This is a genomic window from Pseudomonas tritici (assembly GCF_014268275.3).
Classification (GTDB): Bacteria; Pseudomonadota; Gammaproteobacteria; order Pseudomonadales; family Pseudomonadaceae; genus Aquipseudomonas; species Aquipseudomonas tritici.
The window spans coordinates 2,431,812-2,451,811 of sequence record NZ_CP077084.1; the positions used below are offsets into that span (position 1 = coordinate 2,431,812).

General features: G+C 60.6%; 17 protein-coding genes. 4 read left to right on the top strand and 13 right to left on the bottom strand.

What is annotated here, in order from left to right; genetic code table 11:
* Positions 1-10: 10 nt before the first annotated feature.
* From HU722_RS10960 to copC, 6 genes are all read right to left on the bottom strand, one after another.
* Positions 11-973 (bottom strand): TRAP transporter substrate-binding protein, encoded by a 963-nt coding sequence (locus HU722_RS10960; protein ID WP_049709053.1) that lies wholly within the window; start codon positions 971-973, stop codon positions 11-13.
* Between the two features lie 51 nt (positions 974-1,024).
* Entirely contained in the window at positions 1,025-1,900 is an 876-nt protein-coding gene (locus tag HU722_RS10965; protein WP_065872361.1) for an SMP-30/gluconolactonase/LRE family protein, read from the bottom strand.
* A 30-nt stretch (positions 1,901-1,930) separates the two neighbouring features.
* Positions 1,931-2,749 carry an NAD-dependent epimerase/dehydratase family protein gene (locus HU722_RS10970; protein ID WP_065889244.1) on the bottom strand — a complete coding sequence of 273 codons (819 nt, stop codon included), beginning with the start codon at positions 2,747-2,749 and terminating at the stop codon, positions 1,931-1,933.
* Between the two features lie 233 nt (positions 2,750-2,982).
* The gene (locus HU722_RS10975) at positions 2,983-4,245 is read right to left on the bottom strand and encodes an OprD family porin (protein WP_186754603.1); all 1,263 of its coding nucleotides are present in this window, start codon (positions 4,243-4,245) and stop codon (positions 2,983-2,985) included.
* A 238-nt stretch (positions 4,246-4,483) separates the two neighbouring features.
* Complete coding sequence (gene copD, locus HU722_RS10980; RefSeq protein ID WP_065872358.1) at positions 4,484-5,341, bottom strand: copper homeostasis membrane protein CopD; 858 nt, start codon at positions 5,339-5,341, stop codon at positions 4,484-4,486.
* 3 nt (positions 5,342-5,344) lie between these two features.
* Positions 5,345-5,710 carry a copper homeostasis periplasmic binding protein CopC gene (copC, locus tag HU722_RS10985; RefSeq protein ID WP_065879999.1) on the bottom strand — a complete coding sequence of 122 codons (366 nt, stop codon included), beginning with the start codon at positions 5,708-5,710 and terminating at the stop codon, positions 5,345-5,347.
* 116 nt (positions 5,711-5,826) lie between these two features.
* Between copC and HU722_RS10990 the strand changes: the two genes are divergently transcribed.
* A complete protein-coding gene (locus tag HU722_RS10990; protein ID WP_186763699.1) occupies positions 5,827-6,447 on the top strand; it encodes a TetR/AcrR family transcriptional regulator in 621 nt (206 codons plus the stop codon).
* 122 nt (positions 6,448-6,569) lie between these two features.
* On the opposite strand, the gene preA is transcribed toward HU722_RS10990, so the two are convergent.
* The 3 genes from preA to hydA all read right to left on the bottom strand — a co-directional run bounded on the left by preA (position 6,570) and on the right by hydA (position 10,812).
* Complete coding sequence (gene preA, locus HU722_RS10995) at positions 6,570-7,844, bottom strand: NAD-dependent dihydropyrimidine dehydrogenase subunit PreA (protein ID WP_065889248.1); 1,275 nt, start codon at positions 7,842-7,844, stop codon at positions 6,570-6,572.
* Positions 7,844-9,211 (bottom strand): NAD(P)-dependent oxidoreductase, encoded by a 1,368-nt coding sequence (locus tag HU722_RS11000; RefSeq protein ID WP_065872394.1) that lies wholly within the window; start codon positions 9,209-9,211, stop codon positions 7,844-7,846. Before HU722_RS11000 ends, preA begins: the two co-directional genes overlap by 1 nt.
* Positions 9,212-9,372: 161 nt before the next feature.
* The gene (hydA, locus tag HU722_RS11005) at positions 9,373-10,812 is read right to left on the bottom strand and encodes a dihydropyrimidinase (protein WP_186754605.1); all 1,440 of its coding nucleotides are present in this window, start codon (positions 10,810-10,812) and stop codon (positions 9,373-9,375) included.
* Between the two features lie 591 nt (positions 10,813-11,403).
* Here hydA and HU722_RS11010 point away from each other — a divergent pair.
* Complete coding sequence (locus tag HU722_RS11010) at positions 11,404-12,891, top strand: NCS1 family nucleobase:cation symporter-1 (RefSeq protein WP_065879996.1); 1,488 nt, start codon at positions 11,404-11,406, stop codon at positions 12,889-12,891.
* 160 nt (positions 12,892-13,051) lie between these two features.
* A complete protein-coding gene (locus HU722_RS11015; protein WP_065872353.1) occupies positions 13,052-14,335 on the top strand; it encodes a Zn-dependent hydrolase in 1,284 nt (427 codons plus the stop codon).
* Between the two features lie 11 nt (positions 14,336-14,346).
* On the opposite strand, the gene HU722_RS11020 is transcribed toward HU722_RS11015, so the two are convergent.
* Together HU722_RS11020 and ocd are read right to left on the bottom strand one after the other, a co-directional pair.
* The gene (locus tag HU722_RS11020; RefSeq protein WP_016974875.1) at positions 14,347-14,844 is read right to left on the bottom strand and encodes an Lrp/AsnC family transcriptional regulator; all 498 of its coding nucleotides are present in this window, start codon (positions 14,842-14,844) and stop codon (positions 14,347-14,349) included.
* 121 nt (positions 14,845-14,965) lie between these two features.
* Positions 14,966-16,012 carry an ornithine cyclodeaminase gene (ocd, locus tag HU722_RS11025; RefSeq protein WP_186754607.1) on the bottom strand — a complete coding sequence of 349 codons (1,047 nt, stop codon included), beginning with the start codon at positions 16,010-16,012 and terminating at the stop codon, positions 14,966-14,968.
* Positions 16,013-16,345: 333 nt separating this feature from the next.
* Here ocd and HU722_RS11030 point away from each other — a divergent pair, with 333 nt between their 5' ends.
* The gene (locus HU722_RS11030; protein WP_083207137.1) at positions 16,346-17,239 is read left to right on the top strand and encodes a GNAT family acetyltransferase; all 894 of its coding nucleotides are present in this window, start codon (positions 16,346-16,348) and stop codon (positions 17,237-17,239) included.
* Between the two features lie 134 nt (positions 17,240-17,373).
* Here the strand turns inward: HU722_RS11030 and HU722_RS11035 are convergent, their stop codons facing one another.
* Both HU722_RS11035 and lpdA read right to left on the bottom strand, forming a co-directional pair.
* Positions 17,374-18,393, bottom strand: coding sequence for a branched-chain amino acid aminotransferase (locus HU722_RS11035; RefSeq protein ID WP_065872351.1), 1,020 nt, complete (start codon positions 18,391-18,393; stop codon positions 17,374-17,376).
* 224 nt (positions 18,394-18,617) lie between these two features.
* The gene (gene lpdA, locus HU722_RS11040; protein ID WP_065872350.1) at positions 18,618-19,997 is read right to left on the bottom strand and encodes a dihydrolipoyl dehydrogenase; all 1,380 of its coding nucleotides are present in this window, start codon (positions 19,995-19,997) and stop codon (positions 18,618-18,620) included.
* Positions 19,998-20,000: the final 3 nt, after the last annotated feature.

A 20,000-nucleotide genomic window follows, 5' to 3' on the forward strand; every position in this document is an offset into this window, starting at 1 on the left:
AGGAGGGGCGTTATTGAACGGCGTCGATACGCTTGATGATGTCGGCGTAAGGCGCGCCGTACTTCGCACGCACGGCGGCGGTGGCGTCATAGAAGGGTTTTTTGTCGACGGTGATGAACTCGACGCCAGCGGCCTTGAGCTTGGCTTCGCTGCTGGCGGACTTGGCGTCCCACAGCACGCGCTCGTCAGCCTGGGCGGCCTTGGCGGCTTTCTTGACCATGTCCTGTTGCGCAGGGGTGAGTTTGTTCCAGGTGATTTTCGACATCACGATGGGTTCAGGCAGGATCAGGTGCTCGGTAAGGGTGTAGAACTTGGCGTTCTGGAAGTGGTTGTGTTCCAGCATCGTCGGCGGATTGTTTTCCGCGCCGTCGATAACGCCGGTCTGCAGGGCGCTGAAGATCTCGCCGGTGTCCATGGCAATGCCGTTGGCGCCCATGGCATTGAAGGCGTCGATGAACAACGGGTTGCCTTGCACGCGAATCTTCATGCCCTTGAGGTCTTCGATCTTGCGCACCGGCTTTTTCGTGTAGAGGTTGCGTGTGCCGCCGTCCATCCAGGCCAGGGCCACCAGGCCGAACTCGGAGTCGGTGATCTTGGCGAGGATTTCATCGCCGATTTCACCGTCGATGACCTTGCGCATGTGCGCCTGGTCGCGGAACACGAACGGCAGGTTGAACACGTTCACGTCCGGCACTACCGGCCCGACGATGCCGAGGCTGACGCGGGTCATCTGGATGGCACCGACCTGAGCCTGTTCGACCACTTCTTTCTCGGAGCCGAGAACGCCGCCAGGGAAATACTTGAAGGTCAGTTCGCCGTTGCTTTCTTTGGTCAGGGCTTTGCCCATGTTCTCTTCTGCAACGACGGTGGGGTAGCCGGCGGGGTGGATGTCGGCGAATTTGATTTCCAGCGCGTGGGCGGCGCTGCTGAGGGTGAAAAATGCCGCGGCGAGCAAGGTGCGTTTGAAGTCCATGGGGTTTCATTCCTGTCTTGTTATTGTTGTATTCAAGTCACAGCGATGCAGCTAGAGGGTGAACGTGGGCTCCGGTAGACCGGTGATGCCTGGGTTGAGGGCAAACACGCCGCCGGACAGCGACTGCTCACTTTGGTCATCACGGATCGAGGTGACGAACAGGGTGTCCAGGCGGCTGCCGCCAAAGGCGCACATGGTGGGTTTTTTCACCGGTACGGTGAGGGAGCGATCGAGGCGCCCCTCGGGGGTGAAGCGGTGGATGAGCCCGGCGTCATTGGCGCAGATCCAGTAGCAGCCGTCGGCGTCCACCGCCGCGCCATCGGGGCGGCCGAGGTGTTTGTGCATATCCACGAACACGCGGCGATTGGACGGCGTGCCGCTGTCGATGTCGTAGTCGAACGCCCAGATCTGCTGCACCAGCGGGTGCGAGTCCGAGGCGTACATCGTGCGGCCGTCGGGGCTGAAGGCCAGGCCGTTCAGGGTCATGAAACCGTCCAACTGAGCGTGGGGCGCCAGGCCTGACGCGTAGCGGTAGAGGACGCCCTCGGCCGCGTTCAAACCCATGTTCAGCACCATGCTGCCGGCCCAGAAACGACCCTGGCGATCACAGCGGCCATCGTTCAGACGCATGTCCGCGCGTGGGTGCGTAACACTCGCCAGCGGCGTGGTGTCGAGGCTGCCATCGTTGTGAGGGGTGAGCTGGAAGAAGCCGGTTTCCATCCCGGCAACCCAGTTGCCCGCATCGGTGCGGGCGATGCAGGCGAGCATCTGCGGGGCTGTCCACGCAGCGATATGCCCAGTGGCGGCGCTCCAGCGTTGCAGGCCGCCGTTGGGGATATCCACCCAGTACAGGGCGTTTTCCTCGGGCACCCACACCGGGCATTCGCCCACGGCATTGCGCGCATCGACAATCAGTTCAGCGGTCATGGCAACTCATTCCCTTGGGTGGGTGTGCGCTCAGTCACCGAACGGCCCAGCAGCGCAGAATGCGCCACCCTGGTAGACCTTGGCCGGGTCGTCGGCGGCGACCGGTGGCTGGGTTTCGACCTGGGCGCGGAACACTTCGGAGCTGTCTTTGGGGACGAAGCCCAGGTGCGCGGCGTAGCGGTTGTCCCACCAGGTGTCGAGGTTATCCGACATGCCGTAGACCACGGTGTGGCCGACGTTGGGTGTGTACAGCGCGCGTTCGAGCAGTTGGGTCAGGTCGTCGAAGCTCAGCCAGGTGTGCATCATCCGGCGGTTCTGCGGTTCCGGGAACGAGGAGCCGATGCGGATGCTGACGGTCTCGATGCCGTAGCGATCGAAGTAGAAACTGGCCATGTCTTCGCCGTAGGACTTGGACAAACCGTAGTAGCTGTCTGGACGGCGAGGGGAGTGGGCGTCGATTTTCTCGCCTTGTTTATAGAAGCCGATGACATGGTTGGAGCTGGCGAAAATCACGCGCTTCACACCGTGGCGGCGGGCGGCCTCGTAGATATGGAAAATGCCGCTGATATTGGCGCCGAGGACTTCTTCGAACGAACGCTCCACCGAAACGCCGCCGAAGTGCAGGATCGCGTCGACGCCTTCTACCAAGTGGTGCACGGCTTGTTTGTCGGAGAGGTCGCAGGTTTGCACTTCTTCGGACGCGTCGGCAGCCGGGGCCATGTTGGCGATGTCGGACAGGCGCAGCACGTGGGCATAAGGACGCAGGCGTTCACGCAGGACTTTGCCCAGGCCGCCGGCGGCGCCGGTGAGTAGCAGGCGGTTGAAGGGAGCAGGGGTGGTCGTGGTCATGGGGATTCCAAATTTTTGTTGTAGGTTGTCATATGACTATGTCGAAGTATTGTGAGTGATCCCCCAGGTTGTCAACGTCCTTCCGGTCAGGTGATGGCCAGAATGTGGGAGCGGGCTTGCTCGCGAATACGGTGTGTCAGTCGACTCATTCGGGTCTGATATACCGCATTCGCGAGCAAGCCCGCTCCCACAGGGGGTTTGTGTTGGCTGCCAGTCTGGGTCCGACGCGAAACCTACAACAGTGAGATGGGATAGCTGACAAAAATCCGGTTCTCATCAAACTCGTTATTGCTGAAATCCCGACGCATGGTCGAGTTGCGCCATTTGACGTTGAGGTTCTTCAGCGCGCCGCTCTGCACCGTGTACGCCAGCTCCGATTCCCGACCCCATTCCTTGCCATCGGTGATCGCCCCGGTGTGCACGTTACTGCCGCTGATATAGCGGTTCATCATGGTCAGCCCCGGGAGGCCGAGCACCACGAAGTTGAAGTCATGGCGCACCTGCCAGGATTTTTCCTTGGCGTTGTCGTAGCTGGCGTTGTAACTGTCGTTGGCCAGGGTGCCGCCGCTGGTGCCGTTGATCCGCATCCACGCGCTGTCGCCGGTGAGTTTCTGCAGGCCCACGTAGAAGGTGTTGCCATTGTATTTGGCCGAGAGCAGGGCGAAGGCGGTCTTGTTGTCGAGGTCGCCAGCCAGGGCGCTGCCGTCTTCCTTGCCATTGAAAAAGCCGAGGTTAACGCCCAGGGTCCAGTCGCCCACGGGTTGGCTGTGGGTCAGGTTGAAATATTGTTGCTGGTAGATATCGCTGAGTTCGGCGTACCACACGCCGACCTGGGTGCGTTTGTCGTTGAACGTGTACTCGCCACCGCCGAAGTTGAAACGGTCCGAGGTGAACGCGGCTCTGCCGTTCATGAACATGTCTTCCATGCTCGCGTCGTTGCGCGGGCTGTTGCCGCGGAACTGACCGCCGTAGAGGGTCAGGCCGGCAATTTCGTTGGAGGTCACCTGGCCGCCGCGAAACGTCTGGGGCAGGGAGCGACCATCATCGGAGCGCAGGATTGGCAGCACGGGCATCCATTCGCCCACCTTTAATTCCGTCTTCGACAGCCTGGTTTTCAGCGCCACGCCCAGGCGCCCAAAATTATCGGCGGGGCGGCCGTCATCGTGGATCGGCAACAACTGGGTGCCGCCGGTGCCTTTGCCGCCATCGAGCTTTTGCGAGTACAGGCCCAGCACGTCAATCCCGAAGCCGACCGTGCCTTGGGTAAAGCCGGATTTGGCATCGAGAATGAAGCTCTGCGTCCACTCTTCGGCTTTGCCCTGCGGGTTGGTCGGGTTGGTGAAGTTGCGGTTGAAGTAGGCGTTGCGCAGGTTTAGCGTGGCTTTGGCGTCGTCGATGAAACCTTCGGCCTGGGCATTGAGGGGCAGGGTGAACGCCAGGCTGCTGAGGCCGAGAAGGCCGATACGTGCGCAGGAATTGCGGGCGAATTGACTCACAGTGAAGCTCCCTTCTATTGTTGTTTTTATTATTTGTCATACGTTGTCGTACAACATTGGGCGGGATATTTGCGGGGATTTCGTGCCGTGTCAAGCGGAAGTTATACGATGACCTGCCGTGATATGGTCGAGAGCGGGCACAGTCAATGTGGGAGCCGGCTTGCCTGCGATGCGGGCGCTGTGGTCTGGCAGGAGGACCGCAGCGATGCCATCGCAGGCAAGCCAGCTCCCACATGATTTAGCCAGCGATGACCATCGGCGGCAGGGTTCCGAGGAGGGAGACAGCGGCTACCGCTGAAACACCTAGTAACCATTCAATCATCACACTGGCCTTCAAGGCGCCCAGTCGCTGTTCGCAATGCTCAAGACGCAATCGATTCAGCAACGCCAGGGCCAACATACCTAACACTAACATCACCTTGATCAACAGAATCAGCGCAAACCCGCTGAACAATGGCGTCGGCCACAGCTGCCCGGTCAACACGCGCACATTAATCAACCCGGTCACCAGCAAACCGGCAACCAAGCCATAACCCACGCCGCTGAAACGCCGCAGGACTGGCTCCAGCGCAATACCTTGCGGTTGCCGCAGGATCAGCACCAGCACCAGCAACCCCCCAAGCCACGCGCCCACGCAGACCAGGTGCACCACCTGATTAAGGATCAGCAATTGCCCGCTGAGCCCATCCAGCATGGCGCCATGACCCACAGGGGCGAGGGTCGCCAGCAGCAATGCGGTCAACGGCAAGCGCAATAGCGGCCAGGGGGTGATCAGCACCATCACCAGCAACAGGTTCAGCAGCAAATGCCAGACCCACACCTGGCCAAAAAAGGTTTTGCCCAGCACCAACTGGAGGGTGGCCGGTTGCAACGCCGCGTCCCAGCTGCCCGCCATACTGGCGGTGATCAACAGCAGCCAGGCGACGCCGGAGAACAGGCCCAACCCAGCGAGGCTGCGGGTGATACGTTCGAGTTGCCGGTCCAGCACCGGCTGCGGTTCAGCGCCCAATAGCCAGGGCCTGAACGCACAAGCCCCGAACATCAGCAACACGACGATGAAATGCAGGAAACGGCACAGCACCAGCAGGGTCGCCATGGGTTATCGGCCGACCTTGAAACTGTATTCGCCATTGCTCTTGTGGGTATCGACCGAGACGGCGTTCCACACCACTTTGTAGTTACCAGCAGCGAGTGGGGCGGCAGGCGTCACTACCAGGGTTTTCTTGTCGGCGTCCGGGGTTTCCAGGCCCTTGATGGCGATTTCCGTGCCGTCCTTGCTCAGGGACACCTTGGTGAAGGTGGCCTCGACGCCTTCACTGAAGGTCAGGCGCAGAGCATCGGGGGCGGCGACGGTGCTGTCGGCGGCGGGTGTGGCGCTTTTCAGGTGAGCATGGGCAAACGCTGCCGAAGCCCCCAGTAAGGATGCGAGCAGGGCGACGGAGGTCAGGGTTTTCTTGATCAACATTGTTCAATACCAATCAATGGGCAGGAGCAGGCAGTGTACGAAGTTTCGGTTCAGCCTGTCGCCCCGATCTAGAGCGGATGGTAGTCTTTGGGCTCTCTCGTTGTCAGGGAGCCCTCATGGGCAATCACAAGATCGGAATTCGTCGGGTCAACGTCGAAAAAATCCTGCTGGCGGCGGAGAAAATCTTCGCCGAAAAAGGCTATGGCAGCACCGCCATGGCGGATATCGCCGAAGAAGTGCAACTGCCGCGCTCCAACCGGCACTACTACTTCACCACCAAAAGTGAGCTGTACAGCGCGGTGCTGTTCGACCTGCTGGAAGTGTGGAAGCAGGACGCCCTGAGCTTCGAGACCTTTGATGACCCGCGGGTGGTGCTCAGCAGTTACATCCGCGCCAAGATGCAGCGCTCGCGCACCCGGCCGTATGGTTCGAAAGTCTGGGCCAATGAAATCATCCACGGCGCGCCGACACTCGGTGAGGCGCTGGATGAAAGCCTGTACGACTGGGCCAAGATGAAGGAAGCGAAGATTCGCCAGTGGGTGGAGGACAAACGCATCCTGCCAGTTGAGCCGTCGAGCCTGCTATACATGATCTGGGCCTCGACCCAGCACTATGCCGACTTTGATCATCAGGTGAAGATCCTGAATGATCACCAGCCGTTGTCGGATATGCAGTTCGAGAAGGCGATACAGACGGTGACGGGGGTGATTCTGCGGGGGATAGGGTTGGAACCTTGAGCTGTGCGGTGAGGCTTAAGGCCCCATCGCAGGCAAGCCAGCTCCCACAGTTGAGCGCATTTTTCCTGGAGGAATGCAGTCGAATGTGGGAGCTGGCTTGCCTGCGATAGCGATCTAGAGAACTACACAGCCTCGCGATAGGGATTCCTCGGATCCTGCGTCCAGTTCAAATACGGCTTGCCCGAGTCGATCGGCACCATCTCGATGCAGTCGGCCACCGGGCAGGTGATCTGGCACAAATTGCAGCCCACACATTCATCATCGATCACTTCGTACTTATGCGTGCCATCCGCCAATTTCAAACTGGCAATCGCCTGGTGCGACGTGTCCTCACAGGCAATATGGCAACGCCCGCAGCCAATACAGGCTTCCTGATCGATCTTCGCAATCACCTGATAGTTGATATCCAGGTACTTCCAATCCGTCGTATTACCCACCGCGCGCCCGGAAAACTCCTGCAGGCTGGCGTAACCCTGGCTGTCCATCCAGCGCGACAGCCCGTCCTTCATCTCTTCCACAATCCGAAACCCATGCAGCATTGCCGCCGTGCACACCTGCACCGCGCCACAGCCCAGGGCAACGAATTCCGCCGCGTCGCGCCAGTTGCCGATGCCGCCAATGCCGCAGATCGGCAGGCCCTGTGTCTGCGGGTCACGGGCGATCTCGGCGACCATGTTCAGCGCAATTGGCTTCACCGCTGAACCGCAGTAACCGCCGTGGGTGCTTTGCGTGCCGACCACTGGCAGCGCGACCATGCGTTCCAGGTCGACGCTGGTGATGGAGTTGATGGTGTTGATCAGCGACACCGCATCCGCGCCACCGCGATACGCCGCGCGCGCCGCCACGCGAATGTCGGTGATATTCGGCGTGAGCTTGACGATCACCGGCAGCGAGCAATACGTCTTGCACCAGCGCGTGACCTGCTCCACATACTCCGGCACCTGGCCGACCGCCGCGCCCATGCCTCGCTCGGGCATGCCGTGGGGGCAGCCGAAGTTCAGCTCAATACCGTCGCAACCGGTGGCTTCTACCAACGGCAGGATGTTTTTCCAGGATTCCTCAACGCACGGCACCATCAGCGACACGATCAGCGCGCGGTCGGGCCAGTCCTTTTTCACCTGGGTGATTTCCCGCAGGTTGATCTCCAGGGAGCGGTCAGTGATCAGCTCGATGTTATTGATGCCCAGCACTTCACGGTTGGCGCCGTAGTGCGCCGAGTAGCGTGACGACACGTTGACCGCCGCCGGGTCTTCGCCCAGGGTTTTCCACACCACGCCGCCCCAGCCGGCTTCAAAGGCACGGACCACGTTGTAGGCCTTGTCGGTGGGCGGCGCGGAGGCCAGCCAGAACGGGTTGGGGGCTTTGATACCGGCGAACACAATCGAGAGATCGGCCATTACGCAGCCTCCACATTCAGCATGAGTTGGGCGTGCATGGCTTCAGCGGCCAGCTTGCCGTGTTGCACTGCCTGCACGGTGAGGTCCTGGCCGAGGCTGACGCAATCGCCGCCGGCGTATACACCGGGAATGCTGGTGCGCAGTTGTTCATCGACGAAGATTCTTTCACCGACACGCTGCAGTTGCTGGGCCAGCGGATCGTGCAGGGCCTCGCTGTCAAACCCTTGGCCGATGGCCTTGAAGATTGCATCGGCGGCCAGTTCGAAGGTTTCGCCGGTAGGGTGCAGGCGCCCGTTTTCCAGGCGCGTGCGCTGGAAGCGCATGCCGCGCACGTGGCCCTGCTCATCCAGCAGCACTTCTTCAGGCTGGGCCCAGGTCAGCAGGCGGACCTGGTTGGCTTTGGCGATGTCCTGTTCGTGGTGGGTGGCGCCCATATCTGCCAACCCTCGACGGTAGACGAGGTTCACATCACGAGCACCGAGGCGGGCCATTTGTACGGCCATGTCGATGGCGGTGTTGCCGGCACCGAGCACAATGCAGCGGTCGGCCAGGGGCAGTTGGGTCAGGTCGTCGGCTTGGCGCAGCTCGCGGATGTAGTCGGTGGCGGCGAGCAGGCCGGGCGCGTCCTCGTGGGCTAAACCGAGCTGTTTACTGGCGGCCAACCCGAGGCCGAGGAAGACTGAGTCGAATTGCTGGTGCAGGTCGCTCAAGGTCAGGTTGTCGCCCAGGCGCTGGCCGTGGCGGATCTCGATGCCGCCAATCTGCAGGAGGAAATCCAGTTCCTTCTGCGCGAAGTCATCCACCAGTTTGTACTTGGCGATCCCGTATTCATTCAGGCCACCGGCTTTTTCCCGGGCTTCGAAGATCACCACGTCATGGCCGTGCAAGGCGCTGCGATGGGCGCAGGCCAAGCCTGCCGGCCCGGCGCCGACCACGGCGATGCGTTTGCCGGTCGGCGCGGCGCGGTGGAAGGGGTGTTCGCTGAAGTGTGCGTTGTCGATTGCATAACGTTGCAGCAAGCCGATCAGCACCGGGGCGCATTCTTCGGCGTTGTTACGCACGCAAGCCTGCTGGCAGAGGATCTCGGTGGGACACACCCGAGCGCAACTGCCGCCAAGGATATTGGCCGAGAGGATCTTCTGCGCGGCGCCTTGCACGTTTTCGGTGTGGATATTGCGGATGAACGACGGAATGTCGATTTCGCTGGGGCATGCGTTCACGCACGGTGCGTCGTAGCAATACAGGCAGCGCGAGGCTTCCAGTTGGGCCTGGCGGGCGTTGAGTGGTGGCGCCAGGTCGGTGAAATGGCTGGCGAGCGTGGGTCCATCCTCAGCGGGATGGGGGAGGTGGGTCAGGGTCTGGATCACGGTGTTGGCCTCACGGTAGTTGAGGTACTGCCTCTGATGGGCATTGGTTTTTTGTTGTCTGTGCTGGCCTCTTCGCAGGCAAGCCAGCTCCCACATTTGGTCGGGTTCACACAGTTCAAATGTGGGAGTCGGGCTTGCCCGCGATAGGTCGAAGGCCGCTTTCAGCGTTTCACAGCAGTGGGCTTGGAATACGCCGCCCGCTTGCTCAACTGCTCAAATACCGCCGGATACGCCGGCCGCTCCACATACCGCCCGGCACCGCGTTCGGCGCGCAGGTCGCCATCGGCCCAGACCAGCTTGCCCTGGCTGATGGTATGGCTCGGCACGCCGCGCACGGTCTTGCCTTCGAAGATGTTGAAGTCGATTTTCTGATGATGAGTCTTGGCGGAAATGGTCCGTGTACCCTCGGGGTCCCACAGCACCAGATCCGCATCGGCGCCCACGCGGATCGCGCCTTTGCGCGGATAGAGGTTGAAGATCTTCGCGGTATTGGTGGAGGTCAGCGCAACGAACTCCTGCATCGACAGGCGCCCGGTGTTGACCCCCTCATCCCACAGCAGCGCCATGCGGTCTTCGATACCGGCAGTGCCATTGGGGATCTTGCTGAAGTCGTCACGACCAGCGGCTTTTTGCTCGGCGCAGAAGCAGCAGTGGTCGGTCGCGGTGGTGTGCAGGTTGCCAGACTGCAAACCATGCCACAGCGCTTCCTGATGCCCGCGCGGGCGGAAGGGTGGGCTCATCACGTAGCCGGCGGCGGTTTGCCAGTCGGGGTGTTGGTAGACGCTGTCGTCCAGCAGCAGGTGGCCGGCGAGCACTTCGCCATACACCGGTTGGCCTTTGCTGCGGGCGTAGGTGATTTCATCCAGCGCTTCCTTGGTGGACACGTGCACCAGGTACAACGGCGTGCCGATGGTTTCGGCGATGCGAATGGCGCGGCTGGCCGCTTCGCCTTCTACCTGGGACGGGCGCGACAGCGGGTGCGCTTCCGGGCCGGTGATGCCCTGGGCCATCAGCTTGCGTTGCAGGTGATACACCAACTCGCCGTTCTCAGCATGCACCGTGGGCACCGCGCCCAGTTCCAGGCAGCGTTCGAAGCTGGCGACCAGAGTGTCATCTGCCGCCATGATCGCGTTCTTGTAGGCCATGAAGTGCTTGAAGCTGTTGATGCCGTGGTGGCTGACCAGTTCGGCCATTTCCTCGCGCACCTGCTCGCTCCACCAGGTGATCGCCACGTGGAAACCGTAGTCGGAGGCGGATTTTTCCGCCCAGCCACGCCACTGGTGAAACGCTTCCATCAAGGGTTGCTGTGGGTTGGGAATCACAAAGTCGATGATCGACGTGGTGCCCCCCGCCAGGCCTGCCGCCGTGCCACTGAAAAAGTCTTCACTGGCCACGGTCCCCATGAAGGGCAATTGCATATGGGTATGGGGGTCGATGCCGCCGGGCATCAAGAATTGGCCGCTGCCGTCGAGTGTTTGAGTGCCTGCGGGAATCTCCAGATTCGTGCCAATGGCCCGAATTAGACCGCCTGCGCATAAAACATCGGCGCGGTAACTTTCATCATGGGTAATAACGGTGGCGCCACGGATCAACAGCGACATGTCGAGTTCCTCACAGGCTTGACCGGCTTGTGCCAGTTCTAAGTGTTGTAATGCTGCTTACCGATGGCGGGGTGATTCCTGTCATCGGTGACAGGAATAGAAGCTAGCCCGAGTTTTTCGATTGGGCAAGAAGATTTTTTATAAGCATATATCCATATTAAGTTATTGATTTATATGTATAAAAAACATAAATCACCAAAATGTAGCGCTCGCTCACCATTTTGACGCACTTGACAGGTTCTTAAATTGAGCAACATTTCTTATTGCAAATCAGACGCTTGAGATATGCCTCTTGACGGGGGTGGGAAATAAAAATAATTGTGTTGCACCAGATTGAGTCCTGAAGGTTCGGACAACTTTCGCATTGTTTAGCCTGAGCAGTGCGGCAAGTACCGAGGGATAAATCGGAAAGCTGATAAACATCAGCACGTTATATAAGCGGTGCGGGTTCAAGGTGGGTTGTCGGCACGGATATTGAGTGCAGTGGCGGCTGGCCGGACCCGTGATGTCATGTTGTTTACGAGGTACTCCGGCCATCCAGCGCACAGCGCTGGATGAGCAAAAATAATTCGAAAAAATCGTGGAGCGGCCATGCAACAGAACAGATCGCAAGTCATTGAACGCAACGGCCTGTACGAGCTAGACGCCGGCCCCGACGTCCTCGACAGCCCTCGCTATAACCACGACATGGCACCGACCAAGGTGCACGAACGCACTTGGAACAAGTGGCACATCACCGCGTTGTGGGTCGGCATGTCGATCTGCGTGCCCACCTATACGCTGGGTGGGGTGCTTACCGCGTATTTCGGGTTGTCGGTGGGTGAAGCGCTGATGGCGATCCTGCTGGCCAATATCGTGGTGCTGATCCCGTTGACCCTCAACGCCTTCCCTGGCACCAAGTACGGCATACCGTTTCCGGTGTTGTTGCGCTCATCGTTCGGCATCCTCGGTTCGAATGTGCCGTGTCTGATCCGGGCGCTGGTGGCGTGCGGCTGGTTTGGTATCCAGACGATGTTTGGCGGGCTGGCGATTCACCTGTTCCTGGGCTCGATTTTCGAGGGCTGGAAGTCCCTCGGCGGGACCGGTGAAGTGATCGGTTTCATGGTTTTCTGGACGCTGAATCTATGGGTGGTACTGCGCGGCGCCGAGTCGATCAAACGCCTGGAAACCCTGTCGGCACCGCTGCTGGTGGCAGTGGGGATTGGTTTGCTGGTGTGGGCGATGCCTAATGTGTCGATCAGCGAGTTGATGGCGATCCCACCCAAGCGCCCCGAAGGGGCGAGCCTCACCGGTTACTTCATGGCCGGCCTCACGGCGATGGTGGGTTTCTGGGCGACGTTGTCGCTGAATATTCCGGACTTCAGCCGCTACGCCAAAAGCCAGAAAGACCAGATTCTCGGGCAGATCTTCGGCCTGCCGCTGACCATGTTCCTGTTCGCCTCCCTTGGCGTGATCATGACCGCCGCGTCGGTAAAACTGGTGGGTGTGAGCGTGTCCGACCCGGTGACCCTGATCGGCCATATCCAGAGCCCGGTGTGGGTCGCCGTGGCGATGGCGCTGATCATCGTCGCGACCTTGTCCACCAACACCGCCGCGAACATTGTTTCACCCACCAATGACTTTCAGAACATCGCGCCCAAGCTGATCAACCGCACCACCGCCGTGATGCTCACCGGTCTGGTCGGGTTGGCGTTGATGGGGCATGAACTGCTGAAGAAGCTCGGGTTGATCGTTTCCGATGTGAGCCTGGAAACCGTCTATTCCAATTGGTTGCTGGGTTATTCAAGCCTGCTGGGACCGATCGCCGGGATCATGGTGGTGGACTACTTCATCACGCGAAAACAACAGCTCGATCTCGCAGGGCTGTACCGCGACGACGTGTACCCGGCGTGGAACTGGAGCGGATTTATCGCGTTTGGCGTGCCGGTGGTGCTGACCCTGCTGTCGCTGGGCAGCGATGCATTCAGCTGGTTCTACAGCTACGGCTGGTTTACCGGATCGGCGCTGGGTGGCGTGTTGTATTACGGGCTGAATGCGAAGCGTGGTGTCAGCCCGGCCGCAGTGAAAACACCGCTGTAAATAAGTTGAAATGCAATCCAAATGTGGGAGCGGGCTTGCTCGCGAATGCGGTGTGTCAATCACCGCATTTATCAACTGACAGACTGCATTCGCGAGCAAGCCCGCTCCCACATTTTTGACCGCATTCCAATCATAAGAAATATTGCCTGAGGAGATCCCCATGAACGCTGCCCTCGACGTACTGCAATCCACCCATCAGCACATCAACCGCGACCGCCTGTGGCAGTCGTTGATGGACCTGGCCAGACTCGGCGCCACCCCCAAGGGCGGTGTGTGTCGCCTGGCGCTCACCGACCTTGATCGCAAGGCCCGCGACCTGTTTGTGCAGTGGTGCGAAGAGGCGGGTTGCACCGTGACCGTCGACGGCATCGGCAACATCTTCGCCCGTCGCCCGGGACGCAACCCCAACCTGCCGCCAGTGATGACTGGCAGCCATATCGACACCCAGCCCACCGGCGGTAAGTTCGACGGTTGCTTCGGTGTGCTGGCGGGTGTGGAGGTGCTGCGTACGCTCAATGACCTCAACGTTGAGACCGAGGCGCCATTGGAAGTGGTGGTGTGGACCAACGAAGAGGGTTCGCGCTTTCCGCCCTGCATGATGGGCTCGGGGGTGTTTGCCGAGAAATTCACCCTGGCGGACACCCTGGCCAAGGTGGACGTGGACGGCGTCAGCGTGGGCGACGCGCTGAACGCGATTGGCTATGCGGGTTCGCGGCCGGTCAGTGGGCACAAGGTAGGCGCCTATTTCGAGGCGCATATCGAACAGGGGCCGATTCTTGAAGACGAGAAAAAGACCATTGGCGTGGTGCTGGGCGCCCTTGGGCAAAAGTGGTTTGACCTGAAACTGCGCGGGGTCGAAGCGCACGCGGGACCGACACCGATGCACCTGCGCAAGGATGCCCTGGTGGGCGCGGCGGCGGTGGTGGCGGCGGTCAATGCGGCGGCGCTTGGGCATCAACCGCATGCGTGCGGCACCGTTGGCTGCCTGCAGGCTTACCCCGGTTCGCGCAACGTCATTCCGGGGGAAGTGCGCATGACCCTGGACTTCCGTCACCTGGAGCCGGCGCGGCTGGACTCGATGATTGCCGAAGTACGCAAGGTGATCGATGAAACGTGCGCCAAGCACGGTTTGAGTTTCGAGATGGAACCTACGGCAGATTTTCCACCACTGTATTTCGACAAGGGCTGCGTGGACGCTGTGCGTGATGCCGCGAATGGGCTGGGGTTGTCGAACATGGACATCGTCAGCGGGGCAGGGCATGACGCGATCTTTGTTGCCGAACTGGGCCCGGCGGGGATGATTTTTGTGCCCTGTGAAGGCGGCATCAGCCATAACGAAATCGAAAACGCCGCACCGGATGACTTGGCGGCGGGGTGTGCGGTGCTGCTAAGGGCGATGGTGGCCGCGTCGGCGGCCATCGCCAGCGGCAAACTGGCGGCCTGAATGGCGTCCGCTCAGGCCAATTCGGTGGCGGTGTTTTTCACCACCGCCAACTCCGGATGCGCCACCAATTTATCAATGTGCAACTCGTCATTGTTCAACCAGGTCTCGGTCAGCACCCGGTAGTGCTCCATGTCCCGGCAGCGCATGCGCAGGCTGTAGTCAAACGGGCCGCTGATCAGCTGGCACTCGAACACCTGCGGGCAGGCCTTCACACACGCTTCGAAGGCTTTTTGCGCCGAACGCCCGCTCTGGTTGGACAAGGCCACCAACACCAGCAACGACAGGCCTGGTGAGACCATCTGCACATCAATGATCGCCCCATACCCACGGATCACCCCGCGTCGCTCCAGCTTGCGCACCCGCTCCAGGCAGGGCCGAGGCGTGAGGTGCACCAGCGACGAGAGCTTTTCGTAGGTGATACGCCCCTGGTGCCGCAGCACTTCGATGATGGCTTCATCGATGCGGTCCAGCGCGGGGGAAGAATGGGGTCCGTTGGCCTTGGTATCCATGGGGTTCACTTCAAACGGTTGAGAAAAAATGGCGGCAAACGTCTCGCGTTTGCCGGACCCGTCACATGGTACGGCCTTCCTCCGTCAACGTCTGTATGCGGTTGAGGGCTTGCAACACGCCTCAGGCGCGCTTTTTCTGTTGCACGCGTGGTTGCTGCGCCAGGCGTGCGAACAGGTCTTTCGGGTCGGCCAGGTCCGGCACCAGCTCCAGGTCGCTGCCCACGTCCAGCGCCTTGGCCACGTCCAGCACGTAGCGCAGGGCCGAGTAATCTTCGATGGCAAACCCCACCGAATCGAACAGGGTCACTTGGTGCGCATTTTCGCGGCCGGGCTGCTGGCCGTTGATCACTTGCCAGAGTTCGGTCACCGGCGAATTGTCCGGCATGTGCTGGATTTCACCTTCGATGCGGCTTTGCGGTTCGTACTCGACGATCACCCGGGCGCGCTCGACGATACGTCGGTCCAGCTCGGTCTTGCCGGGGCAGTCGCCACCGACCGCGTTAAGGTGCATGCCGGGTTCGATCATGTCATCGGTGAGGATAGTGGCATAGGCCTTGTCGGCGGTGACGGTGGTGACGATGTCCGCACCTTTCACGGCTTCGGCCACGCTGCCGGCCAGGATCACCTTGATCGCCGGGAACGCCTTGAGGTTGGCCGCCAGTTTGGCGGTGGCCTTGGCATCGATATCGAACAGGCGGATCTCATTGATGCCAAGCATGGCATGGAAGGCCAGGGCCTGGAATTCGCTCTGCGAGCCGTTGCCGATCAGCGCCATGCTGCGGCTGTTGTCGCGGGCCAGGTAGCGGGCGACCAGGGCCGAGGTGGCGGCAGTGCGAATCGCGGTAGTCAGGGTCATTTCCGCCAGCAGCACCGGTTTGCCCGTGTCGACATCGCCCAGCGCGCCGAAAGCCATCACGGTGAGCATGCCGGCCAGGGTGTTCTTAGGATGGCCATTGACGTACTTGAAGGCATACAGCGACGCGTCGGATACCGGCATCAGTTCGATCACGCCATCCAGCGAGTGGTTGGCCAGGCGCGCGCATTTTTCGAAGTCCTGCCAGCGCAGGTAGTCAGCGCGGATGTACTCGGCCATCTCGGTGATGCAGGTGGACAGGCTTTTTTGCGAGACCAGGTAGCAGAGGTCGTTGACGTCGATGTAGCGGGTCATGTGAGGCTCCTTGTTATTCGAGGGGGCATTCAGCGTTTTCTGCTGCGCGTGAGGCGGCACCGCAGGCAAGTACAGTCGGGTTATTGTGTGGGTTATCGGCGGATTATCCCGGCTGAAACGCAGGGATGGCTCAGCCGGGAAAGCTGAAAAGGACAGTGGCGCAGCCGAATCGGCTGTTTAGTCTGAAGTGCACTAAAAATGTGGGAGCTGGCTCGCCTGCGATGGCGCTGGGTCAGTGCCGCAGATGTCGACTGACGGACCGCCATCGCAGGCAAGCCAGCTCTCACATTGGTATGGTGGTGGTTGTTATAGCTGTGTCAGTCAGGAGGAATCATGTCGACCGCCGTACGTCTTGCCCAACCCGCCGATGCCGAGGGGATCAGCCAGGTCATCCTGGCGGCTTTGCACAGCAGCAATGCACGGGATTACCCGGCGGATGTGATTGCGCGGGTTGCGACCCATTTTACCCCGGAGGCCGTGCTGGCGCTGCTCACGCGCCGGGTGGTGCTGGTGGCGATCAAGGATCAGGTGATCGTTGCCACGGCGGCCCTGGACGCCAATGTAGTGCGCTCGGTGTTCGTCAATCCGGCGCTGCAAGGGCAGGGCATTGGCCGGCTGTTGATGATCGAGATCGAACTGCGCGCCCGTGAGGCCGGGGTGACGGTACTGAGTGTGCCGTCATCGCTGACCGCCGAGCCGTTCTATACCAAACTGGGGTTTCACACCGTGCGCGATGTTTACCATGGCAACGAGCGCACGTTGGTGATGGAAAAGGCGCTGCTGTCCCGGCATCCCATCGGCCCGTATCGCGACCGTCAGCATCGGGCGCAGGTGGTTGCGTTATGGCAGGAGGCTTTTGGTTACGAGACGGCGCATAACGTGCCAAGCCTGGCGATCGATAAAAAGCTGGCGGTCAACGATGGGCTGTTTTTCGTCGCGACGGATAAAAAGGCCGTGATCGGTACGGTGCTTGCCGGGTATGACGGGCATCGTGGGTGGCTGTATTCGGTGGCGGTGCACGCGGATTATCGGCGGCATGGCCTGGGTTCCTCGCTGGTGAGGCATGCGGAACAGGCGTTGACTGCCTTGGGTTGTATGAAGATCAACCTGCAGATCACCGGGGGGAATGATGCGGTTGTGGGGTTTTATGAGGCGCTGGGGTATGGGGTGGAGCCGAGAATAAGTATGGGGAAGAAGCTTTTGGGGAATATTCCGGCTCAATCCTGAGAACACTGGAAACAAATGTGGGAGCTGGCTTGCCTGCGATAGCGGTGTGTCAGTCAATATTGACAGTGACTGATCTACTGCTATCGCAGGCAAGCCAGCTCCCACAGGGTTTTGTGGTGTAGCGGGTGTTCTGGTTAGACCTTGACGATCCAGCCTGCTGGGGCTTCGACTTCGCCGGTCTGTACGCCGGTCAGCTCTTTGTAGAGCTTCTGGGTGATCGGGCCGACTTCGGTTTCGCTGTGAAACACGTGCAGCTTGCCGTTGTACTGGATGCCGCCGATTGGCGAGATGACCGCAGCAGTACCGCAGGCGCCGGCTTCCTTGAACTGGTCCAGCTTATCGATGAGCACTTCGCCCTCGACCACTTTCAGGCCCAGGCGGGTCTGGGCCAGTTCGATCAGCGACAGGCGGGTGATGCCTGGCAGCACCGAAGGCGACTTCGGCGTGATGAACTGGTTGTCGTGGGTGATCCCGAAGAAGTTGGCCGAGCCGACTTCTTCGATTTTCGAGTGAGTCATCGGGTCCAGGTAGATCGCATCGGCGAAACCGGCTTTTTTCGCTTCCGAACCTGGCATCAGGCTGGCGGCGTAGTTGCCACCGACCTTGGCGGCACCGGTGCCTTGTGGCGCGGCGCGGTCGAAGGTGGAGATCTGGAAGTTGTGTGGCACCAGGCCACCTTTGAAGTAGGCGCCGACCGGGATCGCGAATACCGAGAAGATGAACTCCGGTGCGGTACGTACGCCGATGTTTTCACCGGTGCCGATCACGAATGGGCGCAGGTACAGCGCGCCGCCACTGCCGTACGGCGGGATGAACCGCTCGTTGGCCTTGACCACTTGTTTGCAGGCGTCGATGAACACGTCGGTCGGCACATGCGGCATCAGCAGACGGGCGCAGCTGCGCTGCATCCGGGCGGCGTTCTGGTCCGGGCGGAACAAGTTGATCGAGCCGTCCTTGCAGCGGTAGGCCTTGAGGCCTTCGAAGCATTGCTGACCGTAGTGCAGGGCGGTGGAGCCTTCGCTGATGTGCAGCACGTTGTCGTCGGTCAGGGTGCCTTCTTGCCATTCGCCGTTTTTCCAGACCTGGAGAAACCGCTTGTCGGTCTTGATGTAGTCAAAACCCAGCTTGTCCCAATTGATGCTTTCGTTACCCATGACACCCTCTATCTCTGGTCAACCGCCTGGTCAGAAGCAGGCTTGTCGGTTTTTTACTGGATGGGCGCAACAATACTTCATTCTTGGCCGGTGTGGGAGCAGGTGGGTGGGCCATTCAGCCTGTGTATTGGCTGATCCGCCGCTATCGCAGGCAAGCCAGCTCCCACATTTGGATTGCATTCTTCTGTGGGAGCTGGCTTGCCTGCAATCGCCTCGCTGCGGTTTTACAGGTGTAGCGCGTGGCCCAGGGCCCTTAAGGCGGCTTCCTGCACGGCCTCGCCGAGGGTCGGGTGGGCGTGGATGGTGCCGGCAACGTCTTCCAGGCGTGCGCCCATTTCCAGGCTCAGGCCGAACGCGGTGGACAGTTCCGAGACGCCAACGCCAACCGCTTGCCAGCCGACGATCAGATGATTGTCACGGCGTGCAACGACGCGCACGAAGCCGGTTTTCGACTCCAGGGTCATGGCCCGGCCATTGGCGGCGAACGGGAAGCTCGACACGATGCAGTCCAGGCCGGCAGCCGTGGCCTCGTCTGGGGTCTTGCCGACCACTACCAGCTCCGGGTCGGTAAAGCACACCGCCGGGATCGCGGCCGGGTTGAATTCGCGGGATTGACCGCTGATCAGTTCGGCCACCATTTCGCCCTGAGCCATGGCGCGGTGCGCAAGCATCGGTTCGCCGCTCAGGTCGCCGATGGCCCATACGTTGCGCATGCTGGTCTGGCAGTGGTTGTCGATCTTGATCGCCGCACCGTTCATGTCCAGGTTCAGCGCTTCGAGGTTCCAGCCTTGGGTATTGGGTTTGCGGCCTACGGCGACCAGCACCTGGTCCGTTTCCAGCGACAACGTGTCGCCATTCGGATCGCGCACTTGCAGGCAGTTGTCCGCAAAACCGGTGACGCTGTGCTTGAGGTACAGTTTTACCCCCAGTTGCTTGAGGGATTCATTCACAGGTTGGGTCAGTTCGGCGTCATAGGCTGGCAGGATGCGGTCCTGGGCCTCGACCACACTGACCTCGGCGCCGAGCTTGCGGTAGGCAATGCCCAGCTCCAGCCCGATATAACCCCCACCTACCACGATCAGCCGCTTGGGCACGCGTGTTGGCGCCAGGGCTTCGGTGGAGGAGATGATCGGCCCGCCAATCGGCAGCATCGGCAAGTTGACGCTTTTCGAACCGGTGGCCAGCAATAGATGTTCGCACTGAATGCGTTGGTCGCCGACGTCGACGGTCTTGCCGTCCACCACCGTGGCCCAGCCGTGGATCACTTGCACCTTGTGTTTCTTCAATAGCGCAGCGACGCCCGTGGTCAGGCGGTCGACGATGCCGTCTTTCCATTCCACGCTTTTGCGGATGTCCAGGGTCGGCACATCCACTTCAATGCCCAGTTTCGAGCTCTGGCTGTGGTGGATGGTTTGCTGGAATTGCTCGGCCACGTGGATCAAGGCCTTGGACGGAATGCAGCCGATATTCAGGCAGGTGCCGCCGAGCGCCTGGCCTTCCACCAGGATGGTCTGGATGCCCAGTTGGCCGGCGCGAATCGCTGCCACATAACCGCCAGGGCCGCCGCCGATAATCAGCAGCGTGGTATTCAAGGTCTGAGACATGCC